Genomic DNA, 13,243 nt, shown 5'->3' on the forward strand with positions numbered 1-13,243 from the left:
CCCTGTCAGCCCTTGCACAGATCGGCCGTCTTCAGCGTGGCCGGCGGCAGCTCGGTCGCCCCGAAGCCGTAGTCGCGCAGCAGCTCCACATAGCGGGACTTGTCGGCGACGATCTTCTTCAGCTCGCGGTTGAACGCGTCGCGCAGCTCCTCGTTGCCCTTGCGGAAGACCGCGCCGCCGGGGCTGTACTGCTTGGCGCCGTCCAGCTCGGGCAGGAACGCCTCGGTGACCTCGGTGCCCTCGTTGGTCTTGGCGAGCCAGCGCAGCGAGATCCCGGTCAGCAGGAAGGCGTCGATCCGGCCGCCCTTGACCGCGTCCGCGCCGTCCTGCGGCTTCTGGAGCGTCTTGATCCTGCCCTCGGGGATGCCGGCGCCCTTGGCGTACGAGCCCTCCACCGCACCCGCCATCACTCCGATGGTGATCCCGGCCTCCTTCGCGGACGCCAGGTCGGTGACCTTCTTCGGGTTGCCCTTCTTCACCATCATCGCGGTCGGCGAGATGAACTCCGGCTCGGAGAAGAGGGCGTTGGCGCAGCGCTCCGGGGTGATGGCCATACCGGCGCTGACCACGTCGTACTTGCCGGCCTGGAGGCCGGGGATCAGGCTGTCCCACTCGGAGAGGGTGGGCTTCAGCTCGTCCACGCCCAGCGCCTTGAAGATCTCGCGGTGCAACGTGGGTGCCTCGCCCTTGAGTTCCTTGCCCTCCATGTAGCCGTACGGCGCCTCATCCGCGTAGGCGACCCGTACGAAACCCTGCTTGCGGAGCTTTTCCAGCGCGCCTTCGCCGTCGGCGGAGCCCTCACCGGTCTTGCTGCACGCGGCGAGGAGGCCGGGGACGACGAGCAGACCGCCCACCGCTGCCGATCGGTTGAGAAATCCCCGGCGGGACAGGTTCGGGAAGTCAGCCATGGTTCGCAATCTCCTGAAGCAGTCGAACAGTCCGGACAGGCTTGGCGCCTGCCCGATCCGGGGTTTCTATTCAGGAAGAAGGCGCATGTAATCGAACGGTGGCCGGAGGGTGACCTTCCCGTGTCCGCGGGCAGGCGGGATGGCGGAGATTGCGCGGGATGTCCCGGACCCCGGCTCCGTACCGCGACGGGTGCCCGTCCGGCCGCCGTTCATGCGCGCCTCCGCCGCCCGGGGCGATAACCGGGGCGGATGGCGGAATACTGGAACAGGAGCGGGGAAACCGGTCAGTGCCGCCGGTGTTCCGCGCGGCACGGACGCGCACAGCAGGCGCAGAGAAAGGGTGGACATGACGACCGTCGGATTCCTCTACCCGGGCCACTTCGCCGAGGACGACTACCCGCGGATGGAGATCCTTCTCGACAGCACCATCAGACTCGTCGTCCATCACACCGAGAGCCCGGACGCCACCTACCGCGAGGAGCCCCTGAGCGCCCTGGGCACCCCCGGCCGGCTCGCCGCGGGCATCGAGGAGCTGCAACGCTCCGGGGTCCAGTCCATCGTCTGGGCCTGCGACGGCGGCAGCTTCCTGTACGGGTGGCAGGGCGCCCACGACCAGGCCGCGGCCCTCGCCCGGGCGGCGGGCGTGCCCGCGTCCAGCACCTCGATCGGCTTCGTGCACGCGGTGCGGAAGCTGGGCGCCGAGCGCGTGGCCGTCGCCGCGACCTACCCGGAAGCGGTCGCCGAACGGTTCTCCGCGTTCCTCCGGGAGACCGGCGTGGAGGTGACCGGCACCCACGCGGCGGGCGTCACCGAGGCCGCCGAGGCCGCCGCCTGGAGCGCGGAGCAGGTGCTCGACCTGGCCAGGGCCGCCGACCGCCCCGAGGCCGAGGCGGTCCTGATCCCCGACACGGCCCTGCACACCGTCTCCCACCTCCCCGAGCTGGAGGAGGCGCTCGGCAAGCCCGTCCTCACCGCGAACCAGGTGGCGGCCCGTGAGGCCCTGCGCCTGGCCGACCGCCCGGCCTGGGCCCCGAGGCTCGGCGCGCTCTTCGCCCACCGCGAGCAGCCGCCGGCCCCGGTGAGCCGGGGGAGCGGACGGGCTTACGCGCACAGCAAGAAGAGTCAGTAGCAGCGGTGGAAGGGGCGGGTCCGGAACAAACCGAGCCGGAATAAACGGAGCCCTCCTCCTGTTCGTGCTCTCCGGACAGACGAGCACCGACGCGCACCACCGGAGAGGCCAGACGTGGACGAGATTCGAGGCGACGAGATCCAGGGCGAGGCGACCCGGGACGGCGACGTCCAGGGCGACGAGATCCGGGGCACGGCCCGGGGCACCGCCCCCGTGCCGCTGTCCGTGCTGGACCTGGTCACCGTCGGCCAGGGCCGCACGGCGAGCCAGGCCCTGCGCACCGGCGTGGAGATCGCCCGGCTCGCGGAGCGCCGGGGCTTCCACCGCTACTGGGTCGCCGAGCACCACTCGATGCCCGGCGTCGCCTCCTCGTCCCCGGCCGTGATCCTGGCCCACACCGCCGCCCGCACCGAGCGCATCCGGCTCGGTTCGGGCGGCGTCATGCTGCCCAACCACGCCCCGCTGGTCATCGCCGAGCAGTTCGGCACCCTGGAGGCGATGGCCCCCGGCCGCGTCGACCTGGGCCTCGGCCGCGCGCCCGGCACGGACGGTGCCACGGCGGCGGCGCTCCGGCGCACGGACCGGCTCAACGAGGGCGCAGTGGGGTCTCCCCTGGTCGAGCGAAGCCGAGACCTTGGGGATGACTTCCCGCAGCAGCTCATGGAGCTGACCCGGTTCCTGGACGACGACTTCCCCGACGGGCACCCCTACGCCCGCATCCACGCGGTCCCCGGACCCGTCCAGGCCACCGCCGAAGGCGGCGTCCAGTCCCCGGCGCGCCCGCCGATCTGGCTGCTCGGCTCCTCCGGCTTCAGCGCCCGGCTCGCCGGGGTGCTCGGGCTGCCGTTCGCCTTCGCGCACCACTTCTCGGCGCAGAACACCGTGCCGGCGCTGGAGCTGTACCGGGACTCCTTCAAGCCGTCCACGGTGCTGGACGCCCCGTACGCCCTGATCGGCGTCGCCGCGCTGGCCGCCGACGACGAGCGCGAGGCCCGGCGCCAGGTGCTGACCGGCGCGCTCTCGATGCTCCGGCTGCGGTCCGGGCGGCCCGGTCTCGTACCGACGCCCGAGGAGGCGGAGGCGTACGCCTTCTCCCCGATGGAGCGCGAGTTCGTGGACAACTGGCTGGTCAACATCGTGCACGGCACCGCCGACGAGGTCCGCTCCGGCCTGGACGACCTGGCCAAGCGCACCGGCGCCGACGAGCTGATGATCACCGCCAACGCCCACAGCGGCGAGGCCCGGCTGCACAGCTACGGCCTGATCGCCGACGCGTACGGCATGCCCGAGCTGTAGGGATCACGCCCCCGGGCGCGTCCCGATCAGTTCGGCGATGCGCTCCGGGGCCACCGCGCGCGAGTAGAGCCAGCCCTGTCCGGTGTCGCAGCCGATCCGGCGCAGCCGCTCCGCCTGGCCCGCCGTCTCCACGCACTCCGCGGTGACGGTGAGGCCCAGCCGGTGGGCCAGCTCGACCATGGCCTCGACGATCGTCTCGTCGGCGGGGCTGGGGTGTGTGCCGTCCTCGTAACGGAAACCGCGCACGAACGCGCCGTCCAGCTTGAGCACGGAGACCGGGAGGCGGCTCAGGTAGGCGAGGTTCGAGTAGCCGGTGCCGAAGTCGTCGATGGCGATGCGCACGCCCATGTCGCTGAGCGCCTGGAGGGCCCGCAGCGGGCGGCCCGCCGAGCCCATCACCGCCGACTCGGTCAGCTCCAGCTGGAGCAGCGCCGGGTCGAGCCCGGTCTCCGCCAGGATCTCCGCGACGTCGGTGACCAGGTCGGAGTCCCAGACCTGGCGCACCGCGACATTGACGCTGATGAACAGCGGCGGCCGCTCCGGGTGGTCCAGTTGCCAGCGCCTGGCCTGGCGGCAGGCGGAGCGCAGCACCCAGCGGCCGAGCTGCACGATCGAGCCGTCCTCCTCGGCGATCGCGACGAACCGATTCGGCGAGAGCATGCCGAACTGCGGGTGGTTCCAGCGCACCAGCGCCTCGACCCCGCGCACCACCCCGTCCGCCAGGCCGACCAGCGGCTGGTACTCGATGGTGAACTCACCGCGCTCCACGGCCGGGCGGAGCGTGGAGGACAGCGCCTGCCGGGTCATCCGGTGGGCGTTGCGCTCCGGGTCGAACAGGGTCCAGCGGGCCTTGCCGTCCGCCTTCGCCCAGTACAGCGTGGTGTCGGCGGCCTGCATGAGCCCGGTGGCCGTCGTGCCCGCGACGGGCCGCTCCACCACCCCGATCGACGCCGACACCGAGAGCCGCTGCCCGCCCAGGTCGAACGGCTGCTGGAGGGCGCCGAGCACCGAGCGCGCGAGGCCGGTCAGCTGCTCGGTGCCGGTGGACTCCTCGACCAGGACCGCGAACTCGTCGCCGCCGAGCCGGGCCACCAGCGGGGCGCCGGACGGATACGCCCCCTCCTGCTCCGCGCAGTCCGTGAGCCGGGCGGCGACGGCCGCGAGGAGCCGGTCGCCGATGCGGTGCCCCAGGGTGTCGTTGACCGCCTTGAAGCCGTCCAGGTCCAGATAGCAGAGCCCGACGCGGGAGCCGGCGCCGTCCTCGTGGGGCGGGGTGCGGAGGGCCGCCGACAGCCGCTCGAAGAACAGGGCCCGGTTGGGCAGCCGGGTCACCGGGTCGTGCATCTGGAGGTGGCGCAACCGCTTCTGGAGTTCGCGCCGGTCGCTGACGTCCGCGACGGAGAACAGCACCTGCCCCGGCGCCTCGTCGCGGGGCACCGGCCGGGTGTCGGCCAGCGGTACGACGGTGATCTCGGCCCACAGCGAGCGGCCGTCGGGGTGCTTGAGGCGGCGGGTGCAGCGGAAGCGGGAGCGTCGGCCGCGCAGCACCTCGCGGTACGCGTGCCAGGCGCGGGCGTCCGCCGCGAGGTCGACCAGGTCGGCCGCCGACTGCGCGGTGAGCGCCGCGGCCCCGGTGCCCGCGAGCGCGCCGAGCGCCTCGTTGGCGGTGACGATCAGGCCCTCGTGGTCGACCACGGCCATCGGGAGGGTCGCGGCGCGGAACGCGGCCCGGTAGTCGTGCGCCTCGGCGGTGGACGCGCCGGGCGGCCACATTCGGTGACTCTGCGTGATGCCGGGTCGCTGTGCGGAGGGCGCCTCGGGCCCCGGCCCTTCGGAGGTTGCGCTCACCGTTCGCTCCGCCCTGCAGTTCTGTCCCGGCCATCTCCGGCCGGACTGCCCGCCGCGCGGAGTGCCGTCGTCAGAGGCGGAATCCGCGCAGGAAAGCGAGGTGAAGCATAGAGGGCGCGCCCGGGGCCGATCCAGCGCCCCGGCCCTCGGAGGCTCCGCTCACGACTCGCACGGCCCATGCGGACGCGGATCCGGTTTGTCCCCGACTGATTGTTTCTGCGCACCTCTGTTCTCTCGCGTTACGCGGGTGATCGATTGTGACTGTCCGTGAAGGAAACGAGCGCGGGGGCGTCCGACACGACTGGGGGAGTCCAACGTGACGAAACGGCTGTAACGCCACAAGGTGGACGGGAGGGTTCCAGGTGTCCGCTCCCCGTACCGGAGGTAGATGTGCCGCGTCAGCCCGGGCCCCCAGGGGTGGAGAGGCCGAGTCCGCGCGGGCTGGCCGCCGGGCTGGTCTCGCTGCTGGCGCTCGTCGCCACCTCCCTCGTCGCCGGGCCCGCTGCCGCCGCCACCGGGGACGCCACCCCGTGCGCGCTGCCCCGCACCCCCGCGCACCACTCCCTCGGCGTCGACCGCTGGAACGGGGCCTACCCGCGCCCCGACCACCCCCTGGACGCGGTGATGGTCTTCCTCTCGTTCCCGGACGCCCGGCCGGCCACCACCCCCGCCGAACTCACCGCCGACTACTTCCCGGCCACCACGCGGTTCTTCCAGCGGGCCTCGTACGGGAAGTTCACGCTGCGCCCGCACCCGCAGCGGGAGTGGATCCGGATGCCCAGACCCTCGACCTGGTACGGCATACAGCGCGACTGGGCCAGCGACCGGCGCAGCGCCTATCTGCGCGACGCGATCCGGGTGGCCGACAAGCGCGTCGACTTCTCGCGCTACGACATCGTCTACCTCGTCGCGGACCCGGACGCCCCCGGCGTCGACTCGGACGCCACCAAGGTCGTCAACTTCGACCGGCCGCTGCACGCCGACGGTACGGACATCAGGCGCGTCGTCACCGTCTTCGAGCAGCACCCGCCGGACCACAACGTGCTCGCCCACGAGACCGGCCACGTCTTCGACCTGCCCGACCTCTACCACCGGCCCACCGACGGCAAGGGCGACTGGGACACCTACGTCGGCGACTGGGACGTCATGGGCAGCCAGTTCGGCCTGGCGCCGGACCTGTTCGGCTGGCACAAGTGGAAGCTGGGCTGGCTGGACGACCGGCAGGTGGTCTGCGTCCAGAGCGACCGGGTGGTGACCCTCGAACCGATGGCCGAGGTGCCCGTGCGCGGCGCCTCGCTCGGCACCCGGCTCGCCGTGATCAGGACCGGCGAGGGCAGCGCGGTGGCCGTCGAGGCGCGCGGCTCCACCGGCAACGACCTCTCGACCTGCGCCGAGGGCGTCCTGCTCTACCGGGTGCGCAACGAGACCCCGTCCGGCGGTGGCCCGGTCGAGGTGCTCGACACGCATCCGGACAGCGACGCCTGCTGGGAGCGCTCGGTCTACCCGCCGCTCGCGGACGCGCCGCTGCGCGTCGGTGAGACGTACTCCGTGCCCGGAGCGCACGCCACGATCGAGGTCGCGGACCGGACGCCCTCGGGGGCGTACACGGTCCGGATCACCACGGGCACCTGACCGGGCCTGTCGCCGGACCCTCACTGCACAACGAAGAAGCCCCCCGCTTCCGCGAGGGGCTTCTTCCGTCTGTGCGCCGCCAGGGACTCGAACCCCGGACCCGCTGATTAAGAGTCAGCTGCTCTAACCAACTGAGCTAGCGGCGCCTGCTGACGTCGTAGACCTTAGCACCCGGATCGGTGAGAGGAAAAATCGAAATACGAGGCGTCGGGGCGGGCGCCGAGCGGGCCACCCGGACACACGCCCACAGCAGCACGTCCGGCCCCGGAAGCCACGGCGTCCGGGTGTCCGGCGCCACCAGCCAGCGGGGCCCCGCGTACTTCTCGTCGCAGGTCAGGGGCGGGACCGTCACCGCGTCCCCGGTGCCGTGACAGAGCAGCGGGGGCACCTTCGTACCGCCGCCGTTCCGGCTCTGCGGGCCGCCGCCCCACTCCTCCCAGTCCAGCAGCGACGGCAGCCGCTGGGCCGTGCCCGGGGAGGCGAAGAGCAGCATCCGGCCCCGGTGCGCGGCGACCGGGCCCGAGCCCGGACCGTCCGCCCACAGGTGCTCCAGCATCCGGCGCCCGAACAGCGTCGGTACGTTCACCACGTCGAACGCCGTGCCGCACGGCAGGACCCCGGGCGCCGTCGGGCGCGACTCCCACTGGGCCAGGGCGCTGCGCGGGTACGCCGTCGCCCCGGCCAGCCACGCGGCACCGGCCGCCGTGACCTGGGCCGTCTGATTCCGCGCGGGCTCGCGCAGGGCCGAGAACAGGTCGGCCTCGTGGCCGGCGCGGAGGCAGGGTCCGTCGCCGTGGTGCAGGGTCGTTTCGTCGGGCAGCCATGCGGTCATGTGCACAGGTCTACCGGGAGTGATCAACCGGATTCCGAGAGTTGCCGGAAATCGGGACAGGGGAACCGCACGAGGGGTATGGTTCGCGCGGGCATATGCCGGTGGTGGTACCCGGGGCCCCATGACTACGGCTGCTGCGGCGCGTTCAGCAGGGTGCGGCCGAATTCGACCATCTTCTTCGCGTAGTCCTCGGTCCACTCCGCGCGCCGCGCGATGTCCGCCGTGGTGAGCCGGTCGAAACGGCGCGGGTCGGCCAGCTGGGCCGCCGCCATCGCCTGGAACTCGACCGCGCGGTCGGTCGCGGCGCGGAACGCCAGCGCCAGCTCCGTCGCCCGGCCCAGCAGCTCCTTCGGATCGTCCATCGACTCCAGGTCGAAGAAGTGCTCCGGGTCCGCGGCGGCGGCCGCCGGCTCGAAGAGCAGCGGTGCGGGGCGCAGCCGCCGCTGCTCGCCTTGTTCGGGTTGTGCCATGTGGTCTTCCTCCTCGGGCGGCCCGGACGGCCACCCTTCATTGTCCTGTCGGCCGCAAGGGTGCATAGGTCTGCGTCGCGAGGGCGTGCGCCGGCCCGGCCGCGCCCCCGGCGCACTCAACAACTCCAGCGCACCCGGTGTTCCGCCAGATGCGCCAGCACCGCGTGGTTCGCCTCCCAGCCGTCCGGGAACTTCACCGTGACGCCCAGCTGGACCGGCTCCGTCGACGGATGCTCGTCCAGCAGCTCCGCGACGCCCTCCCGGCAGACCACGACGCACGCGTGCCGGTGCCGGGACGCCAGCACGCACAGGCGGCCCGTCTCCAGGTGGAACGCGGTGGCGTCCGGCCGCCCCGACAGCGGGTGCAGCACCACCGTCACATCGAACTCGCGGCCCTGGAGCCGGTTCGCCGTATCCACCGCGACCCCCGTCACGCCCAGCTCCGCGAGCGCCGCCCGCACCGCCGCCGCCTGGTCGCGGTGGGCCGTGCCGACCGCCACCCGGTCCGCCGTCACCGGGGCCGGGTCCGGCGACCGCTCACTGGTGGCCGCCCCGCCCCGGTCCAGCAGCCGACGCACCACCAGGGCGACCGCCCGCACCGCCTCCGGGTCGGTGCGCGGGGTGCGCCGGGCCGGCAGTTCGAGCAGCCCCCAGCCGGACTCCGCCGCCTCGTCCAGCACCCGGTCCGCCGCCGACCCGTCCGACGCCACCCCGAAGGACAGTCGCCGGTCGCCGTGGTCCGTACCGCTGCGGAACGGGGTGTACGGGTAGAACGCGTCCGACACCAGCGGCGCGGCCGAGGCCGGGAGCCGCCAGGAGACCGGCAGCCGGTGCTGCGGCAGCTCCGGATTGTGCGCGAGCAGGGTGCTCACCGCACTGGCCGAAGGGTCGTAGCTCAGCCCCGCCCACTGGTCCGCGCCGACGATCGAGAACGGGTCCAACTGGCCCGGATCGCCCACGAACAGCGCCCGCTCGAAGAGCCCGGCCACGGCGAGCAGCGCGTCCGAGCGCATCTGGTACGCCTCGTCCACGATCGCGTGCCCCCACGGCTCCACGTTCTTCACATGGGCCCACTTCGCCGCCGTCGAGATGACCACGTCGAGCCCGGCCAGATCCGCCGCCTTCGCCGACTTCCGTACGTTCGCCAGGCCGTCGAGCACCTTGTCGTACGGATCGGAGTCGCTGCTGTGCAGCCGGCCCACCGGCAGCTCCGGGTCCTTCTCCGCGAGCCGCACCACCAGGTCGTCCACCTGGGCGTTCGTCTGGGCGACCACCATCAGCGGCCGGCCCGCCGCGGCCAGCTCCAGCGCCGCGCGCACCACGAGCGTCGACTTGCCGGCGCCCGGCGGGGAGTCCACCACGACGCCCCGGGCCGTGCCGTTCAGCGTGTCGTCCAGGATCTTCGCGGTGGCCAGGCCCGCCGCCGCGCCCGGGTCGAATACGGCCGTCACAACAGGTCCTCCGGGGTCACGGGATCGGGCAGCTCGGATGCTTCGAGGCCGCCCGGCGGACCGCCGTGGGTCCACGGGGTATCCTCCGCGTCCGGCAGCTGCGGTCCGCCGCGCTGGTCGTGCTCGAACAGGGTCCAGGCGATCCGGTCGCCCGGCTCCGGGACCGACCCGGGCGCCGGCTCCTTGCCGCGCCCCATCCGGTCCGTGATCCGCAGCACCAGCGAGAGCGCGCCGTCCTCGTCCGCCCCGTCCGCCGGGGTGTACGCCACGAACTCGGCGGTCTGCGGCTTGCCGTCCAGCGAGCGGTAGACCTTCACCCCCGCGCCCAGCTGCGGCCGCTCCTCGGTCCGGACCGTGACCAGCGGGCGCGGCGAGGGCCGCTTCGACTCGCTGTACGCCATCTCCACCGCGCTCACCTCGGCGAGGAACGCCTCACCGGCGAGCCGCCGGCCCGCCAGGACGAGCGGATCGTCCAGCGCCTCCTGCGCCTCCAGCTGCGCCTGGGCCGTCTCCCGGGCGGCCAGCTTGCGGGCGGCCGTCACCGCGTCGTCCCGGCGCGGCTGGGGCGGCTCGCCGGAGCGCACCCGGTCGCGGTGGGCGGTGAACGACCAGCGGTCCCGGGTCCAGCGGTCCTCGGTCCTGGACCCCTCGGGCAGCTCCCGCAGCAGGTCGAGACCCCGCCACACCGCGTCCCAGGTCGGCAGCAGCACCCCGGCGAGCAGCGCCCTGATCTCGCGCTCGGCCCCGGACAGCTCGGCCAGCCGGGCATCGGCGGCGAGCCCGTCCTCGGCCGCCGCGAACGAGGCGCGCGCCCGGTCGTACTTCTCGATCGCCGGGGCCAGCAGCCGGTTGTCGAAATCCGGGTCGGTGGCCGGGCCGGCCGGCGGGCACAGCAGCTGCCCCGCCTCGTCCCGGGCCAGCTCCGCCCGGAGCGCCGCCTCCGCGCCGGACTCGCCGGCCGGCGGGTCGATCCAGGCGAGCAGGGCCCCCAGATGCTGGTCCTCCAGATTCGACTGGCCGGTCGCCCAGTGCCGGTTCAGGAGATCGGTGCAGGCCAGCAGCAGCGAGGAGCCGGGGACCCGGGCCCGCTCCCCGTAATGCGTCAGCCAGCGGCCGAGGAGCGGGACCCGGGCGGGCGCCGGATACGGCGTGTCCGGGTCGTCCTCGGCGGTCCGCCGGAAGCGCATCGAGCGGCCGAGCAGCCGGACGAACTCGATGCCCGCCCGGCTCGGGACGACGATCTGCGCCGCGTCCACGCACAGCTCCGTCTCGACCTTGACCCGCTTCCCGGTCGCCGGATCGGTCTCGTTGCGCTCGGCGGGCTCGATGACGTCCGCGTACGCCTCGATGTGCGGCAGGACCGCCTCGGCCAGCTCGGCGAGGAACGCGAACCGCAGGTCCCGGTCGCGCGGCTGGGCGACGGCCAGCAGCCGGGGCGCCTCCCGGTCCGTGCCGACGAGCGCGCCGAGCGGGGCGCCCGCCTCGCCCGCCGTGGTCAGCGGCACCAGGACGAGCGGCCGGTCGGTCAGCCGGCGGTGGCGCACGGTGGCCGTCGGCCGCGCCCGGCCGCTCTCCACCGCCTCCAGCCGGGCCAGGGTGTTGATCAGCGACATGCGGCGCGCCCCTCCAGTGCCTCGGCGCGCAGGGCCGCCGCGCGGCGCAGGGCGGCGACCGCCGGATCGGCCGGGTCGCCCTCCTTGCCCGCGGCGGCCGCCAGCACCCCGGCGACCGTCGTCAGGCCGCCCAACTCGCCCCGCACCCCGCGCCCCAGCGCCTCCACGGCGCCCTCGGACCGCGCCCGGGCCCGGCAGTGGAAGGCCAGCTCGCAGGCGGACAGGCACTCCGGCGCATAGGCCGCGGCGACCGACTCGACCGCCGACTCCAGGTCCTCGGGGGAGCGCTCCGGGTCGAACGAGGCGCCCTCGGGGAGGGCGGCGGCGATCTCCTCGACGCGGGTGAGCCGGGTCAGCTGGCGGCGGGTGACGGCGCGCTGCTTGCGTACGTCCATGACGGAGGCGGCCGGCAGGTTCGAGAAGTCCTTCGGGCACACCAGCAGCACCCGGTGGCCCACCCGCGCCCCGTCCGTGACCTCCGCGACCCGTTCGAGGGCCAGTACGTACACCGCGGACTGGCGGGCGGCCGCGCCCACCTTCGCCGCGTCCGCCGAGCCGTCGATCATGGGGAACGACTTGATCTCGACGACCGTCCAGGTGCCGTCCGGATGCACCACGACCGCGTCCGGCTCCAGATAGGCGGGGGAGCCCGCCACCTCCAGGGCCAGCATCGGGTGGTCGAGCAGCGCCCAGCCCCCGGCCTCCGTCGCCTCGCGCAGCGCCAGCGCGGTCCTGGCCGCGCGGCCCTCGGGCCCGGCGGCGGTCAGATCGGGCGTCGCCACCTCGCGCGGCGGTTCACCGGAGCCGCCGAGCCGCTCGTGCAGCAGCCGCATCAGCTCCGTACCGCCGTCGGCCTTGACCCGGGCCTCGAAGGCGTTGCCCCGCATGAAGGCGAACTGGGACTGGCCGAACGGGGCCGGTGAGCCCAGCGCGGAGGCGAGCGCGCCCTTGTCGACCCCGGCCCCGTCGAGCAGGGCGCGGCGCTTGCAGCCCGGGTTCGCGGCGAGGGCGGCGAGCGCGCGGGCGTCCAGCGGGCGCGGGGCGACCGCCGGGCCTCTCAGCTCAGCGAGTCGCTGCCGCAGGGTCCCCGTCGGGGGTGCGTCCCGACCGGTCGGCGCCGTCGGCCCGGGCAGGCGGGCCGGCCGCTGCTGCCGCGTCGGATGGTTCTGCGGAGGAGGTCCGCTGGCCGGGGATTCGCTCACCCGCCGAAGTCTCGCACCCGGCACTGACATCCGGGGACTCCGTCGTCGCGGAAGACCGCGGGAACCAGGACAGGACGGCGGCCTTGACCCGGTCGGCGAGGCGCATCACGGGCCGGGCGAGCAGCGCCCCGACACCCATCACGGCGCAGCCGGCGACCGCGTCGAGCAGATAGTGGTTGGCGGTGCCCATCACGACGAACGTGGTGATCAGCGGGTACGCGATGCCCGCGGCGCGCAGCGCGGGGTGCTTGGCGTGGCGCCACAGCAGGATGCCGCACCACAGCGCCCACCCCACATGGAGGCTGGGCATCGCCGCGTACTGGTTGGTCATCCCGCCCATGCCGCGCGGGGCGCTCGCCTCCGTGCCCCACCAGCCGTACGAGCTGTACTGCGCCATCGTGTCCACGAAGCCGTGCTTCGCGTCCAGCAGCCTCGGCGGGCACGTCGGCATCAGCGTGAAGCCGATCAGACCGAGCATCGTGGAGGTCATCAGCCAGGTGCGGGCCCTGCGGTACGCGGCCGAGTGGCGGCGGAACATCCAGATCAGGACGGCCGGGGTGACCACGTAGTGCAGGGAGGCGTACGCGAAGTCGGACGGTATGCCTATGGAGGGGTGCGCCGTGAAGAGGCGGTTGAGCGGGTGCTCCGCGTTCAGGAAGAGCGCCTTCTCCACGCGCAGGATGCTCAGGCCGTGGTCCACGGCCGTGGACACGTCACCGCGTGCGAGCAGGCGGCCGCCGGAGTACGCCGCGTACACCAGGGCCAGGAGCGGCAGCTCGGTCCACCAGCGGGGCCGGTGGCGCGGAGCGGGCGCGGTGGTGGCGTGCGGCATCCGGAACTTCTCCATCATGTGTTCATGCGG

11 protein-coding genes and 1 tRNA gene are annotated in these 13,243 nt (G+C 73.7%); 3 read left to right on the top strand and 9 right to left on the bottom strand.

Annotated features, from left to right (window positions below; translation table 11 throughout):
* Positions 1-5 precede the first annotated feature (5 nt).
* Positions 6-908, bottom strand: a complete 903-nt coding sequence (gene ehuB, locus NEH16_RS20530) for an ectoine/hydroxyectoine ABC transporter substrate-binding protein EhuB (RefSeq protein ID WP_073965057.1) — start codon at positions 906-908, stop codon at positions 6-8.
* Positions 909-1,254: 346 nt separating this feature from the next.
* Between ehuB and NEH16_RS20535 the strand changes: the two genes are divergently transcribed.
* Positions 1,255-2,037, top strand: coding sequence for a maleate cis-trans isomerase family protein (locus NEH16_RS20535; RefSeq protein WP_265544249.1), 783 nt, complete (start codon positions 1,255-1,257; stop codon positions 2,035-2,037).
* Positions 2,038-2,151: 114 nt separating this feature from the next.
* Positions 2,152-3,333 (top strand): LLM class flavin-dependent oxidoreductase, encoded by a 1,182-nt coding sequence (locus NEH16_RS20540; protein ID WP_265544250.1) that lies wholly within the window; start codon positions 2,152-2,154, stop codon positions 3,331-3,333.
* Positions 3,334-3,336: 3 nt separating this feature from the next.
* Here the strand turns inward: NEH16_RS20540 and NEH16_RS20545 are convergent, their stop codons facing one another.
* Positions 3,337-5,106, bottom strand: coding sequence for a putative bifunctional diguanylate cyclase/phosphodiesterase (locus tag NEH16_RS20545; RefSeq protein WP_265544251.1), 1,770 nt, complete (start codon positions 5,104-5,106; stop codon positions 3,337-3,339).
* A gap of 492 nt (positions 5,107-5,598) precedes the next feature.
* On the opposite strand from NEH16_RS20545, the gene NEH16_RS20550 reads away from it, so the two are divergent.
* The gene (locus tag NEH16_RS20550) at positions 5,599-6,813 is read left to right on the top strand and encodes a M6 family metalloprotease domain-containing protein (protein WP_073965060.1); all 1,215 of its coding nucleotides are present in this window, start codon (positions 5,599-5,601) and stop codon (positions 6,811-6,813) included.
* Between the two features lie 72 nt (positions 6,814-6,885).
* On the opposite strand, the gene NEH16_RS20555 is transcribed toward NEH16_RS20550, so the two are convergent.
* The 7 genes from NEH16_RS20555 to NEH16_RS20585 form a co-directional block, all read right to left on the bottom strand.
* Positions 6,886-6,959 (bottom strand) — tRNA-Lys (locus NEH16_RS20555).
* Positions 6,950-7,645, bottom strand: coding sequence for a bifunctional DNA primase/polymerase (locus NEH16_RS20560; protein ID WP_265544252.1), 696 nt, complete (start codon positions 7,643-7,645; stop codon positions 6,950-6,952). Before NEH16_RS20560 ends, NEH16_RS20555 begins: the two co-directional genes overlap by 10 nt.
* Before the next feature lie 125 nt (positions 7,646-7,770).
* Complete coding sequence (locus NEH16_RS20565) at positions 7,771-8,115, bottom strand: hypothetical protein (protein WP_265544253.1); 345 nt, start codon at positions 8,113-8,115, stop codon at positions 7,771-7,773.
* A 116-nt stretch (positions 8,116-8,231) separates the two neighbouring features.
* On the bottom strand, positions 8,232-9,566 hold the full coding sequence (locus NEH16_RS20570; RefSeq protein WP_265544254.1) for an AAA domain-containing protein: 1,335 nt from the start codon (positions 9,564-9,566) through the stop codon (positions 8,232-8,234).
* A complete protein-coding gene (locus NEH16_RS20575; RefSeq protein WP_265544255.1) occupies positions 9,563-11,179 on the bottom strand; it encodes a hypothetical protein in 1,617 nt (538 codons plus the stop codon). The genes NEH16_RS20570 and NEH16_RS20575 overlap by 4 nt, the downstream gene beginning before the upstream one ends.
* The gene (locus NEH16_RS20580; protein ID WP_265547282.1) at positions 11,170-12,312 is read right to left on the bottom strand and encodes a hypothetical protein; all 1,143 of its coding nucleotides are present in this window, start codon (positions 12,310-12,312) and stop codon (positions 11,170-11,172) included. The genes NEH16_RS20575 and NEH16_RS20580 overlap by 10 nt, the downstream gene beginning before the upstream one ends.
* A complete protein-coding gene (locus NEH16_RS20585) occupies positions 12,242-13,213 on the bottom strand; it encodes a phosphatase PAP2 family protein (protein ID WP_265547284.1) in 972 nt (323 codons plus the stop codon). The genes NEH16_RS20580 and NEH16_RS20585 overlap by 71 nt, the downstream gene beginning before the upstream one ends.
* Positions 13,214-13,243: the final 30 nt, after the last annotated feature.

The sequence above is a fragment of the Streptomyces drozdowiczii genome, assembly GCF_026167665.1.
Classification (GTDB): Bacteria; Actinomycetota; Actinomycetes; order Streptomycetales; family Streptomycetaceae; genus Streptomyces; species Streptomyces drozdowiczii_A.